The 24,944-nt window shown below is 57.6% G+C and carries 23 protein-coding genes; 15 read left to right on the forward strand and 8 right to left on the reverse strand.

Annotation, left to right across the window (positions count from 1 at the left end):
* Positions 1-9: 9 nt before the first annotated feature.
* From AC2FJC_RS01610 to AC2FJC_RS01625, 4 genes are all read left to right on the forward strand, one after another.
* A complete protein-coding gene (locus tag AC2FJC_RS01610; RefSeq protein WP_058275926.1) occupies positions 10-849 on the forward strand; it encodes a carbohydrate ABC transporter permease in 840 nt (279 codons plus the stop codon).
* Entirely contained in the window at positions 846-1,880 is a 1,035-nt protein-coding gene (locus AC2FJC_RS01615; protein WP_496738153.1) for a Gfo/Idh/MocA family protein, read from the forward strand. Before AC2FJC_RS01610 ends, AC2FJC_RS01615 begins: the two co-directional genes overlap by 4 nt.
* On the forward strand, positions 1,877-2,872 hold the full coding sequence (locus AC2FJC_RS01620; RefSeq protein WP_496724122.1) for an ABC transporter ATP-binding protein: 996 nt from the start codon (positions 1,877-1,879) through the stop codon (positions 2,870-2,872). The genes AC2FJC_RS01615 and AC2FJC_RS01620 overlap by 4 nt, the downstream gene beginning before the upstream one ends.
* 215 nt (positions 2,873-3,087) lie before the next feature.
* Complete coding sequence (locus AC2FJC_RS01625; protein WP_496738154.1) at positions 3,088-4,977, forward strand: PhoX family protein; 1,890 nt, start codon at positions 3,088-3,090, stop codon at positions 4,975-4,977.
* A 52-nt stretch (positions 4,978-5,029) separates the two neighbouring features.
* On the opposite strand, the gene AC2FJC_RS01630 is transcribed toward AC2FJC_RS01625, so the two are convergent.
* Both AC2FJC_RS01630 and AC2FJC_RS01635 read right to left on the reverse strand, forming a co-directional pair.
* A complete protein-coding gene (locus AC2FJC_RS01630; protein ID WP_496738155.1) occupies positions 5,030-5,596 on the reverse strand; it encodes a tetratricopeptide repeat protein in 567 nt (188 codons plus the stop codon).
* 30 nt (positions 5,597-5,626) lie between these two features.
* Positions 5,627-6,115, reverse strand: coding sequence for an Lrp/AsnC family transcriptional regulator (locus AC2FJC_RS01635; protein ID WP_496738156.1), 489 nt, complete (start codon positions 6,113-6,115; stop codon positions 5,627-5,629).
* 102 nt (positions 6,116-6,217) lie between these two features.
* Here AC2FJC_RS01635 and putA point away from each other — a divergent pair, with 102 nt between their 5' ends.
* Both putA and AC2FJC_RS01645 read left to right on the forward strand, forming a co-directional pair.
* Positions 6,218-9,619 carry a bifunctional proline dehydrogenase/L-glutamate gamma-semialdehyde dehydrogenase PutA gene (gene putA / locus AC2FJC_RS01640; protein ID WP_496738157.1) on the forward strand — a complete coding sequence of 1,134 codons (3,402 nt, stop codon included), beginning with the start codon at positions 6,218-6,220 and terminating at the stop codon, positions 9,617-9,619.
* Between the two features lie 42 nt (positions 9,620-9,661).
* On the forward strand, positions 9,662-10,405 hold the full coding sequence (locus AC2FJC_RS01645) for a rhomboid family intramembrane serine protease (RefSeq protein WP_496738158.1): 744 nt from the start codon (positions 9,662-9,664) through the stop codon (positions 10,403-10,405).
* A 7-nt stretch (positions 10,406-10,412) separates the two neighbouring features.
* On the opposite strand, the gene AC2FJC_RS01650 is transcribed toward AC2FJC_RS01645, so the two are convergent.
* The gene (locus tag AC2FJC_RS01650) at positions 10,413-11,234 is read right to left on the reverse strand and encodes an IclR family transcriptional regulator (RefSeq protein ID WP_496738159.1); all 822 of its coding nucleotides are present in this window, start codon (positions 11,232-11,234) and stop codon (positions 10,413-10,415) included.
* A gap of 190 nt (positions 11,235-11,424) precedes the next feature.
* Between AC2FJC_RS01650 and bhcA the strand changes: the two genes are divergently transcribed.
* The 4 genes from bhcA to bhcD are packed head-to-tail and all read left to right on the forward strand — an operon-like array spanning position 11,425 to position 15,768.
* Positions 11,425-12,615, forward strand: a complete 1,191-nt coding sequence (gene bhcA / locus AC2FJC_RS01655; RefSeq protein WP_496738160.1) for an L-aspartate--glyoxylate aminotransferase BhcA — start codon at positions 11,425-11,427, stop codon at positions 12,613-12,615.
* Positions 12,616-12,626: 11 nt separating this feature from the next.
* Entirely contained in the window at positions 12,627-13,598 is a 972-nt protein-coding gene (gene bhcB / locus AC2FJC_RS01660) for a beta-hydroxyaspartate dehydratase BhcB (RefSeq protein WP_496738161.1), read from the forward strand.
* Between the two features lie 11 nt (positions 13,599-13,609).
* Positions 13,610-14,773: a 3-hydroxy-D-aspartate aldolase BhcC gene (gene bhcC / locus AC2FJC_RS01665; RefSeq protein ID WP_496738162.1), complete on the forward strand. Its 1,164-nt coding sequence runs from the start codon at positions 13,610-13,612 to the stop codon at positions 14,771-14,773.
* 11 nt (positions 14,774-14,784) lie between these two features.
* Positions 14,785-15,768 (forward strand): iminosuccinate reductase BhcD, encoded by a 984-nt coding sequence (gene bhcD, locus AC2FJC_RS01670; protein ID WP_496738163.1) that lies wholly within the window; start codon positions 14,785-14,787, stop codon positions 15,766-15,768.
* A gap of 55 nt (positions 15,769-15,823) precedes the next feature.
* On the opposite strand, the gene AC2FJC_RS01675 is transcribed toward bhcD, so the two are convergent.
* Entirely contained in the window at positions 15,824-16,609 is a 786-nt protein-coding gene (locus AC2FJC_RS01675) for an inositol monophosphatase family protein (RefSeq protein ID WP_496738164.1), read from the reverse strand.
* A gap of 96 nt (positions 16,610-16,705) precedes the next feature.
* Positions 16,706-17,611 (reverse strand): LysR family transcriptional regulator, encoded by a 906-nt coding sequence (locus tag AC2FJC_RS01680; RefSeq protein ID WP_496738331.1) that lies wholly within the window; start codon positions 17,609-17,611, stop codon positions 16,706-16,708.
* 94 nt (positions 17,612-17,705) lie between these two features.
* Here AC2FJC_RS01680 and metF point away from each other — a divergent pair, with 94 nt between their 5' ends.
* On the forward strand, positions 17,706-18,572 hold the full coding sequence (gene metF / locus AC2FJC_RS01685; RefSeq protein ID WP_496724099.1) for a methylenetetrahydrofolate reductase [NAD(P)H]: 867 nt from the start codon (positions 17,706-17,708) through the stop codon (positions 18,570-18,572).
* A 170-nt stretch (positions 18,573-18,742) separates the two neighbouring features.
* Complete coding sequence (locus AC2FJC_RS01690) at positions 18,743-19,393, forward strand: J domain-containing protein (protein WP_496738165.1); 651 nt, start codon at positions 18,743-18,745, stop codon at positions 19,391-19,393.
* 50 nt (positions 19,394-19,443) lie between these two features.
* Here the strand turns inward: AC2FJC_RS01690 and AC2FJC_RS01695 are convergent, their stop codons facing one another.
* Complete coding sequence (locus tag AC2FJC_RS01695) at positions 19,444-19,962, reverse strand: YHS domain-containing (seleno)protein (protein ID WP_496738166.1); 519 nt, start codon at positions 19,960-19,962, stop codon at positions 19,444-19,446.
* Between the two features lie 250 nt (positions 19,963-20,212).
* Between AC2FJC_RS01695 and yghU the strand changes: the two genes are divergently transcribed.
* Positions 20,213-21,091 (forward strand): glutathione-dependent disulfide-bond oxidoreductase, encoded by an 879-nt coding sequence (gene yghU, locus AC2FJC_RS01700; RefSeq protein WP_496738167.1) that lies wholly within the window; start codon positions 20,213-20,215, stop codon positions 21,089-21,091.
* Between the two features lie 42 nt (positions 21,092-21,133).
* Here the strand turns inward: yghU and AC2FJC_RS01705 are convergent, their stop codons facing one another.
* Both AC2FJC_RS01705 and AC2FJC_RS01710 read right to left on the reverse strand, forming a co-directional pair.
* Positions 21,134-21,922: an SseB family protein gene (locus AC2FJC_RS01705; protein ID WP_496738168.1), complete on the reverse strand. Its 789-nt coding sequence runs from the start codon at positions 21,920-21,922 to the stop codon at positions 21,134-21,136.
* On the reverse strand, positions 21,915-22,502 hold the full coding sequence (locus AC2FJC_RS01710) for a uracil-DNA glycosylase family protein (protein ID WP_496738169.1): 588 nt from the start codon (positions 22,500-22,502) through the stop codon (positions 21,915-21,917). Before AC2FJC_RS01710 ends, AC2FJC_RS01705 begins: the two co-directional genes overlap by 8 nt.
* Positions 22,503-22,732: 230 nt before the next feature.
* Between AC2FJC_RS01710 and AC2FJC_RS01715 the strand changes: the two genes are divergently transcribed.
* Both AC2FJC_RS01715 and AC2FJC_RS01720 read left to right on the forward strand, forming a co-directional pair.
* A complete protein-coding gene (locus AC2FJC_RS01715; protein ID WP_496738170.1) occupies positions 22,733-23,392 on the forward strand; it encodes an ABC transporter ATP-binding protein in 660 nt (219 codons plus the stop codon).
* Entirely contained in the window at positions 23,370-24,944 is a 1,575-nt protein-coding gene (locus tag AC2FJC_RS01720; protein WP_496738172.1) for a KpsE/RkpR family capsule polysaccharide export protein, read from the forward strand. Before AC2FJC_RS01715 ends, AC2FJC_RS01720 begins: the two co-directional genes overlap by 23 nt.

Raw genomic sequence — 24,944 nt, forward strand, 5'->3', positions numbered from 1 at the left:
GGCCACGCGATGAACAAAGCACGTCATAACCCCCTCAACATGGTCGCGATGCACGGCGCGCTGATCCTGTACACACTGATCGCGCTGTTTCCGGTCTTTGTTATCCTGATCAACAGCTTCAAATCCCGCCGCGCGATCTTTCGTGAACCACTGGCCCTGCCCAATGCGGACAGCTTCTCGATGATCGGCTATGAGACGGTGATGAAGCAGGGGGATTTCTTCCTGTACTTCCAGAACTCGATGATCGTCACAGTGGCGTCGCTGTCCTTTATCCTGTTGTTCGGCGCAATGGCCGCCTATGCGTTGTCGGAATACCAGTTCAAGGGCAACCTGATCATGGGGCTGTATCTGGCGCTGGGGATCATGATCCCAATCCGCATCGGCACCGTGGCGATCCTTGAGATGATGGTGGCGACCGGGCTGGTAAACTCGCTCTGGGCGCTGATCCTTGTATACACGGCCCAGGGATTACCATTGGCCGTATTCATCCTGTCCGAATTCATGCGACAAGTCAGCGATGACCTGAAGAATGCCGGGCGCATCGACGGTTTGTCCGAATACACGATATTCTTCCGCCTTGTTCTGCCGCTGGTCCGGCCCGCGATGGCGACCGTGGCGGTGTTCAACATGATCCCGATCTGGAACGACCTTTGGTTCCCGTTGATCCTCGCCCCAGCCGAAGAAACCAAGACCCTGACGCTGGGAAGCCAAGTGTTCATCGGCCAGTTCGTGACCGATTGGAACGCAGTTCTGTCAGCCCTGTCGATGGCGATCCTGCCGGTGCTTGTCCTGTATGTCATCTTCTCGCGACAGCTGATCCGCGGCATCACATCCGGAGCAGTCAAATGACCCGCGTTCTGATTGCAGGCCTTGGTAATATGGGGCTCAGCCACGCGTTGGCCCATCACCACCACCCTGACGCGCAGATCGTTGGCTTGGTGAACCGGTCTGGTCGTGTGGATCATCCCGACCTTGCTGGCTATCCAGCATATTCGGATTTCGCAATGGCGCTGGCCGAGACAAAACCCGGTCTGGTGGTGGTCGCCACCTACTCGGATAGCCATGCCGATTTTGCCTGTGCGGCGATGGAGGCCGGCGCGCATGTGTTCGTCGAAAAACCACTCGCCACCAATGTCACCGACGCGCGGCGTGTGGTCGAGACTGCCACACGGCTGAAACGCAAACTGGTGGTTGGGTATATCCTGCGCCACCACCCCTCTTGGGTGCGGTTGATCGACGAGGCGCGCAATCTGGGCGGGCCTTACGTGTTCCGGCTGAATTTGAACCAGCAGTCTTCGGGCGCGGAATGGGAGACGCACAAAGCGTTGATGCAGACCACTTCGCCCATCGTCGATTGTGGCGTGCACTACGTCGATGTGATGTGCCAGATCACCGATGCGAAGCCTGTCCGCGTGCATGGCATGGGTTTGCGCCTGTCAGATGAGATCGCTGAAGATATGTACAATTACGGACAGTTTCAGGTGATCTTTGGCGACGGCTCGGTCGGATGGTACGAGGCCGGATGGGGCCCGATGATGTCGGAAACAGCGTTCTTCGTGAAAGATATCGTGTCGCCCAACGGGTCGGTCTCGATCACCGACGGGAACAAGGGTGCGTCTGCCGACATCGACGGCCATACCAAAGTCGGCGGTTTGCTGGTCCATACACCGCAAGGCGACCACACCATCGAGATGCCGGACGAACCCGGCCATCAACAACTCTGCGATGCAGAACAGGCTTACATGCTGCGCGCCATCGCTGAAGACATCGACCTGACCCGTCATATGAATGACGCCGTCCAATCGCTTGCCATTTGTCTGGCTGCGGATCAAAGCATCCGAACCGGCCAGCCAGTTTCCCTTGAGGAGCCCGCATCATGACCGCCCTGACGCTGAACAATGTGAACAAGTCCTTTGGCAACGTGCATGTCCTGAAAGACATCACGCTGGAGGTTGAAGAAGGCGAATTCGTCGTCTTTGTCGGCCCGTCGGGCTGTGGCAAGTCCACCCTGTTGCGCGTGATTGCGGGGCTAGAGGATGCATCGTCAGGTGAGATCAACATTGGCGGGCAGCAGGTCAATCTGGTGCCGCCATCCAAGCGCGGGATCGCGATGGTGTTCCAAAGCTATGCGCTCTACCCTCACCTCAGCGTTCGGGGCAATATGACCCTTGCACTGAAGCAGGAAAAGCAGCCCAAATCGGAAATCGAAGGCCGTGTCGCCAAAGCCAGCCGGATGCTGAACCTTGAACCCTATTTGGACCGTTACCCGTCCGAGTTGTCAGGTGGCCAGCGTCAGCGCGTCGCCATCGGGCGCGCCATTGTGCGTGAACCTAAACTGTTCCTGTTTGATGAGCCGCTGTCCAATCTGGACGCCGCCCTGCGAATGAACACTCGGATCGAGATCGCCAATCTGCACCGTGCTTTGGATGCATCGATGATCTATGTGACCCATGATCAAACCGAAGCGATGACGCTGGCCGACAAGATCGTTGTTTTGCGCGATGGTCGGGTCGAGCAGATCGGTAGCCCGATGGAACTGTACAACAACCCCGCAAATCAATTCGTCGCCGGATTCCTGGGCTCACCTTCCATGAACTTCCTGCCTGAAGCGTTAGTTCAAGAAAGCGGTCAGAACACGATCGGAATTCGCCCCGAGGACCTGTTCCTGTCAGATGACGGCCCGCTTGCCGCGCGTGTCAGCCATGTGGAAAAGTTGGGCGGGGACACCAATGTGATAGCCAAAGTTCAGGACCACGACGTCACAGCCCGATTGTTTGGCCAACATACCATCACCGAAGGCCAAGAGTTGCGATTCGGATATGCATCCGAGAAGGCCTATCGCTTTGACGAAGCAGGGCAGCGGCTAGCTTAATCCGACATATCGCTGGCATCACGCAACCTGATCGTCACGAGTGCATTTTACCGATATAGCAAGCGCGGCTGGCAGAAAGCATCGATATGCTTTCGCCAGCCGATTGGTTTTTTCTTGAGGGCCAAGCGAAGTCATTAATAATGTTGTTAAGAACATGTCACACAGACGCCCTACATGCCTTTCATCGACTACTCTAAGACAGCCAGGAGCCATTCATGAAAGACGTTGATAACACCACCCTATCCGCCGACGATTGGGACGAGCTGCATTTCCCTCGCCCCGAAGAAAACGATTTTGATCGCGTCGTCGAAAACGCCATCTCGCGCCGTGGGTTTCTGGCTGGCGTAGTGGCCTTTGGCTCGGGTGCCGCCGCAATGGGCACGGGCCTGCTGGGCTCAACCTCGGCCCAGGCTGTCGAAGCTTCGCGCTTTGCCTTTACTCCGATTGCTGCGCAAACCGACGGCACTGTTCACGTACCGGAGGGCTATGAGTGGAAGGTTATGACGCGCTGGGGCGACCCGCTGTTTTCCGATGCCGACGGCTATGACATCACCGATGGTGGCCCAGTTGAAAAATCGGATCGCATCTTCGGCGAAAACACTGACGGGATGGAGACTTTTTCGTTCCAGGGTCACGAGTTGATTGCGATCAACCACGAATATCCGAACCGAAAGATTAACATGCCCGCCGCGCAGGAAGGTGTTCCGGCCAGCGCTGACGATGTACTGAAACTGCAGAACATTCAGGGCGTAACCGTGATGGAAATCACCGAAGGCCCCGACGGCTGGTCGGTCGTCAAAGACAGCCCTTTCAACCGTCGTATCCACCACAATACGCCGATGAAGATCGTTGGCCCGGCCGCTGGCCACGACCTAATGAAGACCCAAGCCGACCCGACCGGTGCGACGTCGCTAGGTACGATGAACAACTGTGGTGCAGGTAAAACTCCGTGGGGTACGTACCTGACCTGCGAAGAGAACTTTAACGGCTACTTCGGTTCCAGCGACGAAAACGCCACCTACGAACAAAAGGTTGCAGATGGCTTCAAGCGCTATGGCGTAAAAGCCGAAAGCTGGAACGGGTATGAGCTGTTCGATCCGCGTTTCGATACGTCGAAAAACCCGAATGAACCGCACCGCGCGGGCTGGATCGTTGAAATCGACCCAACCAAGCCCGACAGCACACCGGTCAAGCACACCGGCCTGGGCCGTTTCAAGCACGAGAACGCTGAGGTCACTCTGGCCGCTGATGGCCGCGTCGTTGTGTACATGGGCGATGATGAGCGGGGCGAGTACCTGTACAAGTTCGTCTCGAACGGCACCTATCAGCCGAGTGGCGAGACCGAGGGCCTGCTGAACGATGGCACGCTTTATGTTGCCAAGTTCAATGACGACACGACAGGTGAGTGGCTGCCGCTCACACCAGAAACCACAGGTATGGATGCAGCTGAGATTTCCATCTTCACCCGCTTGGCGGCCTCAAAAGCTGGCGGCACCACGATGGACCGCCCCGAATGGGTGGCTTCCAGTCCAGTAGCGGTTGAGGCCTATTGCTGCCTGACCAACAACAAGAACCGTGGTGTTAAACCAAACGCAGGGGGTGATGACACTTCGGTCAATGCAGCCAACCCGCGTGAAGCCAATAAGTACGGTCAGATCGTGCGCTGGCGCCCCGCAAATGACGATCATGCTGCCGAAGGGTTCGACTGGGACCTGTACGTCATGGCCGGTAACCCGAACGTGCACACAGATGATCGCGCCGGGTCAGCGAATGTGAACGACGGTAACCTGTTCAACTCGCCTGACGGAATGGTCATCGACTCGACCGGCCTGATCTGGATCCAGACAGACGGCAATGACGACAACGAAGGCGACTTCGAAGGCAACGGCAACAACCAGATGCTGGTTGGTGACCCGATCACCGGCGAGATCGCGCGTTTCATGACCGGTCCGAACGGCTGTGAGGTCACCGGTCTGGCCTGGTCCGGCGATCTGCGCACCATGTTCGTTGGCATTCAGCACCCCGGCAGCAACTGGCCGGACGGCGGCACGCCACGGTCGTCGGTTATCGCGATCAAGCGAACCGATAACGGTCTGGTCGGATAATCCCCACAAAGCCTAAACGCCCCCAACCTTGCGGTTTCGGGGGCGTTTTGTTTCAAATGTCCTCACCCGGTATGGCAAGTGGCCCACCCGGTGCCATGAGATGGCGCTCTGAAAGCCACGGGTTCAGCTCCAACGCCTGAGACAACGCTTCTCGCGCCTCGTCCATGCGCTGTAGTCCCATCAGGGTCAGCGCACGGCCACTGATCGCGGCGACGTGGTTGGGCGACAGCTCGATTGCTTTGTCCAAGTCAGGCAGCGCCGATTGAAAGTCCTGACGCAGATAGTGGGCAAAGGCCCGTTGGTTGTATCCTTCGGCATAAGACGGGCAGTACGCGACCAGCTTGTCAAAATCTTCAATTGCGCCCAACAGGTCCCACGCATTTCGACGTGTCATGCCACGATCTAGGACAGCCTGCGCGCTTTCGTCAGGGGCATCGGTCCAGAACTCCCATAGCTGACCGGACAATGCACGAGCAGACTGTTCGGTTTCAGCGTCCTGTATCTGTTCCAGAACCGCAGATACGTCAGCGGAATGGTCTGGCGCGACCGGGCAGTCCTGAGCATTGGCCGCAAAAACAGTCGCAGCATAGAAAATTGAGGCGTAAGCAAAGCGTTTCATACGCCAATGGTGACGCGCGCAACGTGTTCGTCAACCCATCACATCTAAGGCCTCAGACATCCCGGTCTCTTTCACAGCCTCCATCGCGACAAAGGTCGAAGTACTGGCGACATGCGGCAGTGAGGAGATCTTTTCAGCCAGAACCGCACGGTATTCCGACATAGACCCGGTGCGAATTTTCAGAAGATAGTCAAAATTCGACGCAATCATATGGGCTTGTTCGATCTCAGGCACTTTACGAACGGCCGCGTTGAAATCGGCTAAAGCTCTCTCGCGCGTGTCGGTCAATCGGACTTCGACAAAGGCTACGTGGTCTAAACCAAGGCGAATGGGATCCAGCAAGGCACGATATCCGGTGATGATGCCATCGGCCTCAAGTCTCTTCACACGTGCTTGAGTTGGCGATTTTGAAAGCCCGATACGCCGCGCGAGATCGGCGATGGGGATCCGGCCGTCCTCGGCCAGAATCGCCAGAATTGATCTGTCGAACCGATCCAGCCCCGGAAAGTCTTTTTGCATCGCTCAAACCCCTGAAATCAGGCCAATCGCCTAGCCGTAGATGAAACTAAGGCAATCATCCCGCAAAATCGACACTATATTACTCAAAAGACCGGAGGACACATGTCACACAGCCTGCGCGCCCGAATTGATGCCAAAACCTATGCCGATCCGTCGGAAATTCTTAACGCGTTGATCGCGAATGCTGACCTGAGCGATGCCGACCGCGCCGCGATCTGCGCGTCCGCAGCGCAATTGGTGCGCGATATACGGTCCAGCACCTCACCCGGCATGATGGAGGTGTTCCTTGCCGAATACGGCCTGTCCACCGACGAAGGCATTGCGCTGATGTGCCTGGCCGAGGCGCTGCTGCGCGTTCCGGACGCTGACACGATAGACGCGCTGATTGAAGACAAGATCGCCCCGTCGGATTGGGGCAAGCATCTGGGTCGGTCTTCTTCGTCGCTGGTCAACGCGTCCACGTGGGCCCTGATGTTGACGGGCAAGGTTCTGGACGAAGACAAAACCTCTCCGGTCGGTGTCTTGCGCGGTGCGATAAAACGTCTGGGCGAACCCGTGATCCGCACGGCAGTCGGGCGCGCAATGAAGGAAATGGGCCGCCAGTTTGTGCTGGGAGAGACGATCAAATCCGCCATGGATCGCGCCAGCGGTATGGAGGCAAAAGGCTACACATATTCCTACGACATGCTGGGCGAAGCGGCACGAACCGAGGCCGATGCCGCCCGCTATCACCTGTCCTACTCACGGGCGATTGCTGCAATCGCCGAAGCCTGCATTCACGACGATATCCGGGCCAATCCGGGGATTTCCGTCAAGCTGTCGGCGCTCCATCCACGCTATGAGTTGGCGCAAGAAGCAGAAGTCATGGAAGAACTGGTGCCCCGGTTGCGGGCATTGGCCCTTTTGGCCAAGGCGGCAGGCATGGGCCTGAATGTGGACGCCGAAGAAGCAGACCGCCTTTCCTTGTCTCTGCAGGTGATCGAGGCGGTAATGGCCGAACCGGCCCTGGATGGTTGGGACGGCCTGGGTATCGTCGTTCAGGCTTATGGCCCGCGCGCCGGGATCGTGCTGGACACACTGTATGACATGGCCGGGCGTCATGACCGAAAGCTGATGGTTCGTTTGGTCAAAGGGGCCTACTGGGATACCGAGGTCAAACGAGCTCAGGTTGAAGGCATCGATGGCTTTCCCGTGTTCACTCGCAAGGCAGCCACGGATATTTCCTACATCGCCAATGCCCGCAAACTGCTGGGTATGACCGATCGAATTTACCCGCAATTTGCCACCCACAACGCCCACACGGTCAGCGCGATCCTTCACATGGCCGATGACCAGCCATTCGAATTCCAGCGCCTGCATGGGATGGGCGAAACCCTGCACCAGCTTGTCAAAGACCAAAACAACACACGGTGCCGGATCTATGCGCCGGTCGGAGCGCATCGCGATCTGCTGGCCTACCTGGTGCGGCGTCTGCTGGAGAACGGTGCGAACTCGTCATTCGTCAACCAGATTGTAGACGAGAACGTTCCACCGGAAGAGGTCGCCGCTGATCCGTTCCTGACCATTGTGGATCAGGCACGACCGCTGCCAACCGGACCGGACCTGTTCCAACCCGAACGTGTCAATTCGAAGGGTTTTGACCTTCATCACACCCCGACTTTGGACAAGATCGACGCCGCGCGGGATGCTTTCCGGGCGCACCACTGGTATGCGCAGCCGCTGCTGTCCGGCGATGCAACCCCTGAACAGGATCAACCGGTTACCAATCCGGCCCAACCGCAGGATCGCCCCGGAGCAATCGCCCCCGCCAGCGCCGAGGATGTCGAGCTTGCCCTGAGTTCCGCGGCACCGTGGCAGGCACCACCAGCAGAACGGTCGCGTATCTTGAATACTGCTGCCGATCTATATGAGGCTCATTTTGGCGAGCTTTTCGCCTTGCTCGCGCGCGAGGCAGGTAAGTCCCTGCCCGATGCCGTTGCCGAATTGCGTGAGGCGGTCGATTTCCTGCGCTACTACGCTGCGAACATTCCGGACGCGGAACCGGCAGGCGTTTTCACCTGCATCAGCCCGTGGAACTTCCCGCTCGCTATCTTCACAGGCCAGATTTCAGCGGCCTTGGCCACAGGCAACGCAGTTCTGGCCAAGCCCGCACCGCAAACGCCACTGATCTCACATCGGGCCGTTCAATTGCTGCACGAGGCCGGAGTTCCCCGCGATGTGCTGCAATTATTGCCCGGCGGCCCATCCGTTGGTGCGGCGTTGACTTCTGACCCGCGCGTATCCGGCGTGGCGTTTACCGGATCGACGGCGACCGCGTTGAAAATACGCGCAGCCATGGCCGACAACCTGCGCCCCGGTGCGCCTCTGATCGCCGAGACCGGCGGGTTGAACGCGATGATCGTGGACAGTACCGCCCTGCCTGAACAGGCCGTTCAGTCTATCATCGAAAGCGCGTTTCAATCTGCCGGGCAGCGGTGTTCTGCCTTGCGGTGTCTCTATGTCCAGGAAGATATCGCCGACGATTTGCTGACAATGCTAACCGGTGCAATGCAGGTTCTGCAGGTCGGAGATCCTTGGTTGATCTTCACCGATTGCGGACCGGTTATTGACGATACGGCGCGCCAGGGCATCGCAGTTCACGTTGCAAATGCCCGCGCCGAAGGCCGTGTTTTAAAGGACACGCCTATACCGCCCGAAGGGACGTTCATCGCCCCGACGCTTATCGAGATACCCGGCATTTCCGCCTTGCAGCACGAAATTTTTGGCCCTGTCCTGCATGTCGTTCGCTTCAAGGCATCTGAGATTGATCAGATCATCGCCGACATAAACGCAACCGGATACGGGCTGACCTTTGGCCTGCATACTCGGATCGACGACCGCGTACAGCACATCACCGAGGCAGTGCACGCCGGAAACATCTACGTCAACCGCAACCAAATCGGCGCCATCGTAGGATCTCAGCCATTTGGCGGTGAGGGGCTTTCGGGCACAGGCCCCAAGGCGGGTGGGCCGAATTACATGACGCGGTTCTGCGCCCCGGACCGGCAGCAGTCCGTCGAGCAATGGGAACACCCAATGAGCGAGCTTCCCGATGTTCAGGGTACGCCCGCGTCGGTGCAGACCCAATCCCTGCCCGGCCCGACAGGTGAATCCAACCGGTTGAGCGAATTCCCACGCGCGCCATTGCTGTGCATGGGTCCCGGAGCCGAGGCCGCGCGCGCGCAAGCCGACGCCGTTCAGGCGCTGGGGGGAACGGCCATTCAGGCGACCGGTTCGCTAGACTTGCATCGGTTGGAGAACGTGACCGGGATATCGGGCGTTCTTTGGTGGGGCGATGACGACACAGCGCGTGAGATCGAACGTCACCTCGCCCGCCGGGACGGTCCGATCCTGCCGCTGATCCCCGGTCTTCCGGATCGCGCACGAGTCCTGGCCGAGCGCCACCTGTGCGTTGATACAACAGCCGCGGGCGGCAATGCCGCATTGCTTGGGGGTGCGGCGTAAGCATGCCTTGACGCTGGGCCGGGAAAAGCCCAGCGTCGCCTCATGTTTCCAATCCGCGACCATAACCCTTCGGGGCGAACACCCTATGTCGTCTATCTGCTGATGGCGGCCAATATCCTGATATTCCTCAGCTATGTGGGCATCATGAACGATGCCCGGCTGATCAATCAGCTGTATTACGACTACGCGATTATCCCGGCGCGGATCACTGACGGTTTTGCGTTTGAGACACTGGTGACCTCGATGTTCCTGCACGGAGGTTGGATGCATCTGGCCGGAAACATGCTGTTCCTGTGGATTTTCGGCGACAACCTCGAAGATGAAATGGGCCACCTGCCCTTTCTGTTGTTCTATACTGCAGCCGGGATCGGCGCGGGTCTGATCCATGTCTTCACAGCGCCGGGCTCGGTCGTGCCGACCATTGGGGCATCCGGTGCGATTGCGGGGGTTATGGGCGGTTACCTGCTGCTGTTCCCCAAGGCCCGCGTGGATATCCTGCTGATCCTCATTGTCTATTTCCGCATATTCACGATACCTGCCTTTGTCATGCTGGGGGTCTGGTTGGCTATGCAGTTCTTTGGCAGTCTGGCCAGCAACCCGGACGAAGGCGGGGTGGCCTATTGGGCGCATACGGGTGGGTTTTTTGTGGGTCTGATCTTGTGCATCCCAATCTGGCTGCGGCGCGGCGGCACTGATTTTTGGGGCCGCACCCACGGCCATCCGCCGCATCCTGAACACAAGTACAAGCTAACTCAGTCGCGTATTCCCCGCGTACCCCGCAGGTAGCAGGGCTTCAGGTTTTCGGGGTCTGGCCGCCGCTAAGATGGGTGATTTCCCGCGCTGCGGCCAGAACCAATTCACCCAGCGCATGCGCTCGATCCGCGCCAAACCGAGCGGTCGGACCCGATACCGAGATCCCTGCACATGGCTCCCCCCGGTCATTGAAAATCGCCGAGCCGATACAGGACATGCCCTGATATCTTTCTTCTCGGTCATGCGACCAGCCGCGTGCGCGGGTATTGGCAAGATCCTGTTGTAATCCGTCGCCCGGTATCTGCGTGTTCGCAGTGAACTCCACCGGATCAATCGCCCCCAGCGTTTTTTCCAGCCCCGTTTCGTTCATCGCAGCAAGAATCGCCTTGCCAGTGCCAGAGGCATACATCGGCGTTCGCGCCCCGGGCGGGAAAAAGGCGCGAATGGGGTTCGGAGTTTCGACCTGACCGACGAAGACTACTTCGGCCCCATCCGGCACTGCCAGATTGGCGGTCTCACCGCTGTCCTGCATAAGACGTCTCAGGATTGGCCGCCCGATTTCAAGCACACTGTTGCGGCGCAGGAACGAGGCACCGGTCCGGTACGCCTCAATCCCAATCATCCATTCCTGACGTTCGTCGTCAAAGGCAACAAAGCCGTGTTTCTGCAAGGTTACCAGAATGCGGTGCGTCGTGGCCGTCGGCACATCAATCTCGCGCGCCAGATCGCTGAGCGCTGCGCGTTCCAACCGGGCAACCGTGGTCAGAACGCCCAGCGCCCGATCCAGCGATTGCATGGTCCCGGCCGAACTTTCCTTGAACAGGGATTTGGGCCTGCCACGCGGTCTTTTCTGATTGTCCATCGCCCTACTCCATTGCTCTGCGCCAGATTATTTCTGAACCGTTCATTTTTGAGATCCAAAAATGAAAAACGAAAAACTGCATAAATACAGCGCGTTAAATATTTAATCGCAAAAATGAAAATATTTTTCAAGAAAATTGCACGTCGTGAGGTTTTCCCGGACACTTACATCCAAAGCGGAGGAATAACAGATGTCCAACCAAAACCCGGTTTTCATACCCGGCCCAACCAACATCCCAGACCGGTTGCGTCTTGCCATGCAGGTTCAAACGCAGGATCACCGCGCACCGGATTTTGTCGAAACTTTTGCACCCGTTCTTGAGGACACGAAAAAGGTGTTCGGTACTACGACCGGCCAGATCGTGACCTTCCCTGCCAGCGGCACCGGTGGATGGGAAGCGGCCGTTACCAACACACTCAGCCCCGGCGACAAGGTTCTGGTCGCGCGCTACGGCGTGTTCAGCCATCGCTGGATAGACCTGTGCGAGCGTCACGGGCTGGACGTTCAGATCGTCGAATGTCCTTGGGGCACCGGCGCACCCGCTGATCAGTTTCAGGCCGCTTTGGCCGATGACAGCGCGCATGAAATCCGCGCTGTTCTGGTGACCCACAACGAAACAGCCACCGGGGTGCGTTCGGACATCGCAGCGGTTCGCCAAGCGATGGATTCGGAAAACCATCCCGCGATGCTGTTTGTCGACTGCGTCAGCTCTCTGGCTTCGATGCCGTTCGACTTTGACGCTTGGGGCGTCGATATCGCCGTGTCGGGGTCGCAAAAAGGATTCATGCTGGCGACCGGCATGGCAATTCTGTGCGTCAGCCCCAAGGCACAGGACGCGATGAAAAGCGCCAAGCTACCGCGCACCTTCTTTGACTTCGACGATATGATGGCGGCCAATGCATCGGGAGGGTTTCCCTATACGCCACCGCTGCAACTGATCTACGGCATGCGCGAAAGCCTCAAGATGCTGTTCGAAGAAGGGCTTGAGAATGTTTATGCCCGGCATTTCCGACTGGCCGAAGGTGTGCGCCGCGCCGTCGACGCCTGGGAGCTGAAACTGGTCGCGCAATCGCCCGATCTGTATTCTGACACTGTCAGCGCGATCTACGTGCCAGACGGGTATGATAGCAACACACTCACTGACCACGCGTTCAACGCTTATGGCGTGTCCTTTGGTATTGGACTGGGTCAACTGAATGGTAAGGCGTTCCGCATCGGCCATCTGGGCAGTCTGACGGATGTGATGGTTCTGTCCGGCCTCAGCACAATCGAGATGGCGATGGCCGATCTGAACTATCCGATCACTTTGGGCAGCGGGGTCGCGGCGGCGCAGGACTACTATCGCACCGGCCCATTTGACCGCGCCCAAGCCGCAGCCTGAGGAGGATTGCAATGCTGGATCACATCCGCGCAGCCGATCTGACGATCGACGATATGCGCGCTGCGCATGAACGGATCAAACCCTTCATCCGGCGCACCCCGATCATGGTGTCGGACTACTTGAACGATCTGACCGGAGCGCAGCTGTTCTTCAAATGCGAGAACTTCCAAGAGGCCGGCGCGTTCAAAGTACGCGGTGCGAGCAACGCCGTGTTTGGCCTGAGTGATGATATGGCGACCAAGGGTGTTTGCACACACTCCAGTGGCAACCACGCTTTGTCCCTGTCTTATGCCGCCGGACGGCGGGGTATTCCCTGCAACGTGGTGATGCCGCGTACCGCGCCGCAAGCCAAGAAGGACGCCGTGCGCCGTTATGGCGGGACGATCACAGAGTGCGAGCCGTCAACCTCATCCCGCGAGGCGACCTTTGCCGAAGTTCAGGCCAGAACGGGCGGAGAGTTCGTGCACCCTTATAATGATCCGCGCGTCATTGCGGGTCAGGCCACTTGCTCGGCCGAAATGTTGGAACAGACAGACGGAGTGGATGCGGTCATCGCCCCAATCGGAGGTGGGGGCATGGTCTCGGGCACGTGCCTGACTGTTTCGAACCTGGCACCCGAAACCGCGATCTATGCCGCCGAGCCAGAACAGGCGGACGACGCATACCGGTCCTTCAAAGCAGGTCACATCATCGCCGATGATGCGCCAAAAACGATCGCCGACGGGCTGCTGGTGCCGCTGAAAGAGAACACGTGGCACTTCGTGTCCCGAAATGTGACCGACATTTTCACCGCCTCTGACGACGAGATCATCGAAGCGATGAAGCTGACGTGGAAATACCTGCGCGTCGTGATGGAGCCGTCATCGGCCGTGCCTCTGGCAACCATACTCAAGAACCCGGACGTATTCCGCGGCAAGCGCGTCGGTGTGATCATCACCGGCGGCAACGTGGATCTGGACAAACTGCCCTGGCTGAAAGGGTAAGGAGGAACGACATGAACAAACCTGTGAACATCAAAGAACTGGAAGTCGGGTTCGACATCCCCGCTGCAATCGGCATGGATGAAAGCGAAATCCAGACCCCTTGCCTGATCCTGGACCTTGATGCGCTGGAGCGGAACATCAAGAAGATGGGCGATTATGCCAAGGCTCATGGTATGCGCCACCGCGTGCACGGCAAGATGCACAAGTCCGTCGACATCGCCAAGCTACAGGAACAGCTCGGCGGTGCGGTTGGCGTCTGCTGTCAAAAGGTATCTGAGGCTGAGGTTTTCGCGCGGGGCGGCATCAAGGACGTTCTCGTGTCGAACCAAGTCCGTGATCCGGCCAAGATCGACCGGTTGGCGCAACTGCCCAAATTGGGCGCGCGCATTATTGTGTGCGTAGACGACATCGACAATGTCGCCGACCTGTCCAAAGCCGCTGTCGATCACGGCACGGAACTTGAAGTCTTTGTCGAAATTGACTGCGGTGCAGGTCGGTGCGGCGTGACCACGACCCAAGCTGTTGTCGATATCGCAAAGGCAGTCAACGCAGCACCCAACCTGAAATTTACCGGCATTCAGGCCTATCAGGGCGCGATGCAGCACCTCGACACCTATGAGGCGCGCAAAGAGAAGCTGGATACAGCCATCGCCATGGTCAAAGACGCGGTTGACGGTTTGAAAGCCGAAGGCATCGACTGCGAGCTGGTTTCGGGCGGTGGAACAGGATCATACTACTTCGAGAGCAATTCAGGCGTTTACAACGAGTTGCAGTGCGGATCCTACGCTTTCATGGATGCGGATTATGGGCGCATTCTGGACGAGAACGGCAAACGGATCGATCAGGGCGAATGGGAAAACGCGCTGTTCATTCTGACCAGCGTTATGAGCCATGCCAAGACTGACAAGGCCATCTGCGACGCCGGCCTCAAGGCGCAATCGGTCGATAGCGGCCTGCCTTTCATCTTTGGGCGCGACGATGTGCAATACCTCAAATGTTCGGACGAGCACGGTGTCATCGGCGACCCCGACGGCGTTTTGAAGGTGAACGACAAGCTGAGGCTGGTGCCTGGGCATTGTGATCCCACCTGCAACGTCCACGATTGGTATGTCGGTGTGCGCAACGGCAAGGTCGAGGCTCTGTGGCCCGTGTCGGCCCGCGGAAAGGCTTATTGATGAGGGATGCTATGACCACGCAAGATGGCCTGCTGATAGTAGGCGAAGACCTGTGCGAACAGCTGGTGGGCCGCCAACAGGCCTTTGATGCGGTCCAATCCGTGTTTGGTGCAATGGCCAGCGGTGGGGCGCGGAACTTTCCGGTCGTTCGCGAGGCACTGGGCTACGCTGATGCGCTGTATGGTTTCAAATCCGGTTTTGATCGGGACGGACAGGTGTTGGGCGTTAAGTCCGGCGGCTATTGGCCGGGCAATGCCGAACAAGGATTGACCAATCACCAATCCACGGTGTTTCTGTTCGATCCTGATACCGGGCGGCTATCTGCGCTGGTAGGCGGAAACTACCTGACGGCCGTGCGAACAGCAGCTTCATCAGCGGTTTCGATCGCACATCTTGCTCGGAAAGATGCCAAAGTGCTGGGCATGGTTGGCGCAGGTCACCAATCGACCTTCCAACTGCGTGCGGCAGCAGAACAGCGTGCATTTGAAAAGGTTGTCGCCTGGAATCCGCACCCCGACATGTTGCCCCGTTTGGCGGCAGTCGCCGAGGAAATCGGACTGGAGTTCGAAGCCGTCAGTCAACAAGAGCTGGGTGCCCAATCGGATGTCATCATCACCATCACCTCGGCGTTCGAGCCGCTATTGATGAAAGACTGGATCAAACCCGGCACGCATCTGGCCTGTATGGGCACAGACACGAAAGGCAAGATGGAGGTCGATCCGGCGTTGGTCGCCTCGGCCACCGTTTTCACCGACGAGGTCGCCCAATCCGCGACGATTGGCGAGGCACAGCACGCCATGGGAAGCGGGGCTTTGACCGAAACACAAATCACCCCAATTGGTGCAGTCATCAACGGCGATCACCCCGGGCGGACCAGTGCTGACGAGATCACCCTGTTCGATGGAACTGGCGTGGGTCTGCAGGACCTCGCTGTTGCATCCGTCGCGGCGCGGCTGGCGGACGAAGCAGGTCTGGCGCAACGCGCGACCCTCTGAAAACAAAAAAGCGCGCCTCAATCGGGGCGCGCTTGCGGAATTGCTATATGGCCGGTCAGCCTCGGATCACCTTGGAAAACTGATCGAAAATCGGCTCGTTCGAACAGATCACTTCACCGTCTTCCAAAACGTTGCCTTCAGGGTTTAGCGCCTGAACAAATCCGCCCGCTTCTTGGACGATGATGATTCCGGCGGCCACATCCCAGGAATTCAGGCGACGCTCCCAAAAGCCTTCGTAACGCCCCGCTGCCACATAGGCCATGTCCAGCGCGGCGGCACCCCAGCGGCGTACGCCAGCACAAGCAGGCATCAGACGCGCCAGATCCTGCAGGGTCGCAGGCAGGTCCGAACGGCCACCAAAAGGCAGGCCGGTCGAGAAAACCGACTCGATCATCCGATGACGGCCCGACACGCGGATACGCATGTCGTTCATCCAAGCACCCTCGCCTTTTTCGGCAAAGAACATCTCATCCTTGGCAGCGTCATAGATAACACCGGCGACGATCTTGCCCTTATGTTCCAGCGCGATTGAGATCGCCCAGTGCGGCAGGCCGTGCAAGAAGTTCGTGGTGCCGTCCAGCGGGTCGACGATCCAGCGGCGGGTCGGGTCTTCGCCGTCAATGGCGCCACCCTCTTCGGCCAGCCAGCCGTAGGTCGGACGTGCGCCCAGCAGTTCTTCTTTCAGGATCGCCTCGGCAGCAATGTCAGCTTTGGACACAAAGTCGCCTGCGCCTTTCATCGACACCTGAAGGTTCTCGACTTCACGGAAATCCTTGACCAAAGAACGCCCCGCCTTTCGCGCGGCTTTGATCATGATGTTGAGGTTTGCGCTGCCAACCATTGTCCAAAGGCTCCTGTCCGGTCAAACCGCGCGTATACTGATGCAAAGCGCCCTTGCCAAGAGGAATGATGCGCATAGCAGACCCGCGTTTTTTGCCTATTGCTCTTGCAGCTTGCGCGCCTCGGTCCCGGCCAGATGGATCAGCTCTTGCACAAAGGGTTTTTCCAGGTCCTCGCTGCGCACTGCCGCATATAGCCTGCGGGTGATGCCGTCCTTGGTCAGGGGGCGGGTGACGTAGTCGGAATTGTACTTCACTTCGCGCACAACCCAATCAGGCAGCACCGATACACCGCGGTTCGACGCAACGAGCAAAAGGATCACTGCAGTCAATTCGACCTGCCGGATTGCGGCCGGCTCGACCCGCGCGGATATCAGCAACTGGCTGAACACATCCAGCCGGGTGCGCTCGACCGGATAGGTAATCAGGGTCTGACCACGGAAATCCTCGGCCTCGATGAACTCTTTCTGCGCCAGCGGGTGGGATGAGGCAGCAACAAAAACAGCGTCATAGTCAAACAGTTCAATGAATTCGATGCCTGGCAGGTCCTCTGGATCGGACGAAACGACCAAATCGACTTCTTCTTTTTGCAGCGCAGGCAGGGCGTCAAATGCCAAACCCGGGCGGATATCGACGTCCACGTCACCCCAGGATTTCCGGAAAGATTCAAGCACCGGGAACAGCCATTCGAAACAGGCGTGACATTCGATCGCGATATGCATCCGCCCCGTGCGCCCATCCCGAAGCGACGAGAATTCCTGTTGTGTGGCCTGAACTTGCGGCAAAATCTGTTCGGCCAAACGCAGCAGACGCAGTCCGGCCGCTGACAGTTTCATCGGCTTGGACCGGCGCAGGAACAATTCAACCCCCGCCTGATCTTCCAGCCCTTTGATCTGATGGCTTAGCGCGGATTGGGTGATGTTCAGTTGATCCGCCGCACGGGCAAGCCCACCGCATTCGTGGATCGCCTTGATCGTACGCAGGTGGCGGAATTCAATGTGCATTACAGTGATACTCATGTTGTTCTTGAATAATATGAGTTTGTCTCACATTGCCCAAACTGGCACAAGGTCCTTGTACCAATCAAATGAGGCCGTGATGACCAAGCCAGAAATTTCATTCGAGTTCTTTCCGCCCAAGACGCTCGAAGCCTCGTTTCGTCTTTGGGACACGGTTCAGACTCTGGCCCCGTTAGAGCCGCGATTTGTCTCGGTCACCTATGGTGCGGGTGGCACAACGCGGGAACTGACCCGCGATGCGGTGGCGACCCTGCACAAATCCTCGGGGCTGCCTGTTGCTGCGCATTTGACATGTGTTGATGCCTCGCGGCAGGAAACGCTGGAAATCGCGGATACTTTCGCGCGGGCGGGCGTACAGGATATCGTAGCCCTGCGCGGTGATCCGCCAAGCGGTCAGGATCGTTTTGAGCCACACCCCGAAGGTTTTGCAAATTCGGTTGAACTGATTTCGGCCCTGGCTGAGACCGAGATGTTCAACATTCGAGTCGGCGCCTACCCCGACATTCACCCCGAGGCACAAAATGCCCGCACCGATATTGAGTGGCTCAAGGCCAAACTGGATGCAGGCGCAGATGAGGCCCTGACCCAGTTCTTTTTTGAGGCCGAGACGTTTTTCCGGTTCCGGGACGCCTGCGAAAAAGCCGGCATCGACAAGCCTATCGTGCCCGGCATCCTGCCGATCGAGAACTGGAAAGGTGCACGCAATTTCGCCAAACGATGCGGCACGCGCATTCCCCAATGGGTCGAACAGGCGTTTGAAAAGGCCGTGCGCGACGATCGTGAGGATTTGCTGGCTACAGCATTGTGCACCGAGCTGTGCTCGGACCTGATCGACGGGGGCGTGGACAAACTGCATTTCTACACGCTGAACCGGCCGGAATTGACGCGTGATGTGTGTTTTGCCCTTGGCATAACGCCGAAAACTGATCTGCAAAACGTGGCCTGAATGGGGCTCGGGAAAAGGGCGCCTTCACCGGCAGGAATAAAACTGAGAACAATTGCTGCGCACTGCCGCAATTGTTCCTGCAGGCACTTCAATTTTATGTGAAATTTGACAAGTTCGCAGTCCTGTTCAAACTGGGACAGTAACATTTTTTGTAATGAGTATTTTGGGTTATGGAACCTGCTGACAAGATCAATGCCCGCACAGAGGCACTGTATGCGCTAGGGTTAAATCAAAGCGCTACCTCTGATGAAATCAGAAACGCCTGGCGAAACATTGCGTTTCATGGGCACCCTGACCAAGCCGAAGGCGATAGTTCTGGATTTACACGCGCCAAAGAAGCCTATGACCTTCTGCGCAAGGAAGGGCTGGCCGGGAAAGGCTCCGGGCTGAGGAAACCGCTGCGTCCAAAGCTGCGGCGACGCGTTGTTACGCTGGAAACAGCCGACATTAACGCATGCCGCGCTTTATTAAACACTGCATTGCCGGACCGATCGGACGAGATCGTAACACCCGAATCCGAGCTTGCCTGCAAATCAGACCATGTTCCGGATGCGGTCGGGTTTTTCGGGCGCCATTTAACGTTCTTTGTCCCGACGCCAGTCTACGAAGGGGCAAATCGCGTTGCTCTGCCGACGTCAGTTCTGGCCGGGTCGCGCCGAACGGAAACAGAGGTTTTGAATTTCCAATCGAACGATTCCGGCGGCGGCGAAGTTGTTGTCCCCGACGCGATCATTGCCCGGACCTTCCCCGGTGCCAAGAGCGTTCGTATTCGGTTCGAGGCCGATCAGCAGATGCGGGACAAATTCTCGTTTGCGCATTGACGAAAAAGCCCGGCTGGAATGAGCCGGGCTTTGGTTTGGCGAGTGGCCACCTAGTTTGAAATCGGGCCTTCCGAAGTGAATTTCGGGATCACGCTGGAGGATGCGCCATCGGGTTCGATCCCCGGCCAGTTGCCTTCGGCGAGGTTGATATTGCCGGGCACGTCTTCTTCCCAGAAACCGACGACAACATCGGTGATGTTCAGGTAAAGCTTGTCATCGACGATGCGCCACAGGTTCGGGTTTGCAGGGACTTTGCCGCCCTTCGAAACACCGTATGCGCAATGTCCGTCATATTGCGGTGCGTAGAAGGCTGGATTCTCCTGAAATTTGTCGCGGTTCTCTTCAGACGAGAATGCCCAGGTGGCACCATTGTATTCCACGGTGATGTCTGCACGGCCGCGTACAGGTGCTGGCTGAGATTGGCCAACCGCAACCTGATCAAGGCTACGGTAGGCGACAACATCGTAGCCGGATACGGCGAACCCGGTGCCGTCAATATACTGATCACCAGCAAAGGCCGGAGCGGCAAGGGTCAGTGCCGCAGCTACAGTCAGGGCAAAACGTTTCATGGTGGTAAGTCCTTTTGTCCTTGGGGTTGTTGATTTGCCCGAACTTGCGGGTCTGAACATACAATAGGCAATTCAGATCGCTTGCGAAGTCCCCCTCGCGTCGCTGTGACGTTGAATGAGAATTCGTGAGATGTCGGGTGAGGATTGTTACAAAAACGCTGCGCTCTGGGGGGTTGGACTCGGTGCTTTGCAACATTAGCTGTTGTGATGGACGGACAATTCACCTGCACTTTGCGAAGAAAGGCAAGAAATGAGCGAGCAACCGACCTATACGCCCCCAAAGGTCTGGACATGGGACAGCCAGAATGGCGGTCAATTTGCCAACATCAATCGCCCAATCGCTGGCGCCACTCACGACAAGGATCTGCCGGTTGGACGGCACCCGCTGCAACTATATTCGCTGGCCACCCCCAATGGCGTCAAAGTGACCGTGATGCTGGAGGAACTGCTGGCGCTGGGTCACGAAGGTGCCGAATACAACGCATGGCTGGTCAATATCGGCGAAGGCGATCAGTTCAGCTCGGGCTTTGTCGGGGCCAACCCTAATTCGAAAATCCCCGCTCTTTGGGATCGCTCAGGCGACAAGCCGACACGCGTGTTCGAAAGCGCGTCGATCCTGTTTCATCTGGCCGAAAAGTTTGGTGCGTTTTTGCCAGAGTCCGGACCGGAACGTGCGGAAGTCATGAACTGGGTCTTCTGGCAAATGGGCAGTGCACCCTATTTGGGCGGCGGATTTGGCCATTTCTACGCCTATGCGCCTGAAAAGTTCGAATACCCGATTAACCGCTTCACGATGGAAACCAAGCGTCAGTTGGACGTTCTGGATCGTGAACTGGCCGACAAGACGTATATCGCAGGCGAGGATTACACCATCGCGGACATGGCGATCTGGCCCTGGTATGGTCAACTGGTTCTGGGCCGCCTGTACAGCGCCGCAGAATTCCTGGATGTCGACTCGTACAAAAACGTCATGCGGTGGGCCAAGGCCATCGACGCACGCCCCGCGGTTCAGCGTGGCCGGATGGTCAACCGCCCATTCGGCGAGCCGAACACCCAGCTGCACGAACGCCACGAGGCCAGCGATTTCGAAACCCGCACCCAGGACAAACTGGAAGCTGCTGCGGAATAATCCCAAAAGCCCCGCAGATCCTTCGTGCGCGGGGCTTTTTTCCTATTTTAGAATGGGTGGCTTATCCGGGTTGCTGCCGGGTATCGTCTGCGCGACAACACGCGCCTCCGGCTGCGGCAGATCGAACCGCAAACCAACCCGTGCCAATGAGGCAGCTGCCTGATCGTGCGCACCGAAGAACCCGACATCCATTGCCCCTGCCTCAATCCCGGAAAACGTCAACGCCTCGGACGCGGCTTTAGCGAGTGCGGGCTCGGCGCCTTCGACAGCACCTATGAACCCAAGCAGGTGCCCGGAACCGCCGCCTTCGGACTTCGTTCCCACCAGATAAGCGGCTTCAGCCAATCCAACGGCCGTGGCAAGTTTCGCATCCAGAGCGGTCAACAAATCGTCGGGCAGACCCGCAGGGGGCAAGAACTCTGCCAACCGTTGCTGAACCTCCTCTGGTCCATGCTGCAGAGTTTCCACCAGCCAACCCAGCGCCTCGGACGGGATCAGCATAGAGGACGGCGCAACTTCGAGGTTGAGGCCCAGCCCGATCCCCTGCCCCGCCAGCATGGAGGACAACACCCGGCCTGAAAGCGCCACATAAGGGACAGGACGTTCGGCAAACCGCGCTAACCGGTCCTCTCGGTCAAAGGCCAGCACGAAGCGTCCATCAGCGACGTCAAACAACTCGGGCGAGATATTTTCGCCCTTCGCCTCTTCCGTCAGCATCAGAAACAGCTCGCTGTCGGCAAGCCGTTCGAAGAAACGCAATCGCGCTGAATCATCGTTTGGGGCGGCAGCCATTGCGGTGTGGGCAGTGTCCAAAGCGGTGGTTTCAGTCATTCAGAACCTCTTGCACCCGCGCACGCAGAACCGGCAGAAGGTCGGTCTGGAACCACGGGTTTTTCTTCATCCATGCCGTATTCCGCCACGAGGGATGAGGCAAGGCAAAGACGCGCGGCGCATGGTCCCGCCAGTTGCGAACCGTTTCCGTCACCGAGCTGCACACATTCAGGTGGTATTTATGAGCATGCCCACCCACCAAAATAGTCAGGGGTATTTCCCCCAGCGTTTGCATGACTTTGTTGTGCCAGGTTTTGCCGCACACAGGGGGGGGCGGCAAATCCGCCTTGCGCACATCATAACCCGGAAAACAAAAAGCCATCGGCACGATTGAAACCCGTGACCGGTCGTAGAACACGGCTTCATCCACCCCAAGCCAATCCCGCAAGCGATCTCCGGACGGATCGGTAAACGGCCGACCCGATTCATGCACCCGTGCACCCGGAGCCTGACCGGCGACCAAAATCGGCGTTCCCGGCTGAAACCAAACCACCGGGCGCGGCTGATGGGCGGTTTCTGTCGCGGCAAATCTATCCGCGCAGATTCGGCAGGCCGAGATTTCTTTCTGTAGCGAATTCATCAGATGGCAAGGTTTCCTGCATCAAATTGGTTGACGGTCATCCTGAAAGATAGTCAACGCAATGCGTGGGTCCAACCGATGGAAAAGTCACAATACTAACAGCACACATGCCAGTGGATTGATCATTGCCACCAAAACTCGACATAATATGGCCCACATAAAACGTAGGATAACAACCCGATTACCGACACATCCGGTACGATTAACAAGGTGCAAGCAGCAGGCCTTCAATGCTTGAGTTTGAGAATGTCAGTAAGTCCTTCTGGACCGGGACACGTCGCAAGGTGATCCTGGACAGTGTCTCGTTTCGGGTCCAACTGGGCCGTTCGATTGGCATTCTTGCACCTAACGGAACCGGCAAGACCACCTTGATCAACATGATGGCAGGGCTGGAAAAGCCCGATGAAGGCGTGATTCGAAAGTCCTGCCGGGTATCTTTTCCTATGGGTTTCACCGGAGGTGTCGCAAACAAACTGTCCGCCCTGGAAAACGCGCGCTACGTCGCCAACATCTACGGGATGGACCCCGATTATGTCGAAGCCTACTGCAAATGGCTATGCGGATTGGGGGAGTATTTCGACCAACCCCTGACCACTTATTCCAGCGGTATGAAGGGGCGCTTTACGTTTGCTTTGATGTTAGCTCTAGATTTCGACATGTACCTGATTGACGAAGGGATGCCGGCGTCGACTGATGTTGAATTCAACAGGAAGGCCGGCGACATCCTTCGGGAAAAACTACGCACGACAACATTGGTGATCGTGTCACACAGTCCCGCCGTGCTGGAGAAATTTGCGCAAGAGGCTGCCGTTTTGATGGATGGCCAGCTTTATATGTTCGACACCTTGGAAGAGGCAAAGCAGCTATATGACTACCAAACCCAAGGCTAGCATCTACAACTGGCGCCGCAAACGCCGCAATGCGGGAACGGAAGAAGACCGCGCTGACGCCATTTCGCGCATTCGCAACGCGACGCGGCCACCCACTGCGGCCAATGACTCAGAGTCCATAACCGAGATTGACGCCATCAAAAACGAGGGGCTGACCGGGCGCCAATTGCGGATGGCACGCAGACTGGCGCAGAAGAACGGGCTAGAGGCGACCTCGGACTATGATGCGGTGCGTTTGCTACGCCAAAATGGCATCGATCCGTTTCATCGCGCCAATTTGCTGGGGATGGCGGGTGAAACGACGCAGACCGAGGATCAGACCAAGGACAAGGTTACGATTCATTTGCCGCAAACGGTCAGCGAAGGTGGAAGGACCCTGCCCGGGCCCGAGATGTCCCCTACGCAAAGGCGAGAGTTTGAAATTGGCGAGATACAGAAAGACATCGCCCGCCGCCGCCGTCGCAAACTGCTTGCCCTGTTTGCCCGCCTGGCGGTTTTTGTCTTCCTGCCCACCTTTATTGTCGGGTTCTATTTCTACCGCGTGGCGACACCCATGTATGCCAGCGACTCGGCCTTCTCGATCCTTCAGGCGGACGGCGGAGGGGCATCGTTTGGCGGGTTTTTGGCGGGCACACAATATGCCACCGCGCAGGATTCTGTCGCCACACAGGAATTTCTGGAGTCCAAGGATGCCTTGCTGAGGCTAGAGCGTGACATGGGCTTTGAGGAAATTTTCAAGCAGGAGTGGATCGACCCTATTCAACGGCTTTCGCCGGACGCCACGCTGGAAGAGGCCTACAAGCTCTTCCGACGCATGATCACCATCGGGTACGACCCGAGCGACGGCATTATCCGGATGGAAGTCGCAGCCCCTGATCCGCAGATTTCGGTGGCCATCTCTGACCGTCTTCTGTCCTACGCCGAAGAAACCATAAACGGGCTTACAGAACTTAAGCGCGAAGACCAGATGCGCGATGCGCTGGATGGTTTTGAAATGGCCCAGCAGGAACGCAGAAAAGCGCAGGAAGATCTGATCGAACTTCAGATTCAAGGCGCTTTGCTGGACCCTCAGAACGTCATCGCCAGCTTGCGTGGCCGCATAGACGCCATGGAAACGCAGATTCAGGACAAAGAACTACAATTGGCCGCATTGCTGGACAATCGTCGTCCGAACCAGGCCAAGGTGGATGGTGCCCGTGCGGACATCGCGCGATTTGAGGCTGTGTTGGCAGAACTCAACGCGGAAATGCTGGATGTGTCTGCAGGCGAAAATTCGCTTGCCCGGCTCAGTGTACGAATTCAAATGGCGCAGGCCGATCTTGTTGCCAGGGACATGATACTGCAGACAGCTATGCAGCAAATGGAAACCACACGGACTGAAGCAAACCGCAAAGTGCGCTATCTGACGGTGTCCGTAAGGCCGGTGCCAAGTCAGGAACCCACCTATCCGCGCAAGTTCGAAAATACGATTTTGGCTTTTCTGTTGTTTGCTGGTATCTACCTGTTGATCTCGCTTACCGCGTCGGTCCTTCGTGAACAGGTATCCTCGTAA

It is taken from the genome of Ruegeria sp. CDSB117 (genome assembly GCF_059611005.1).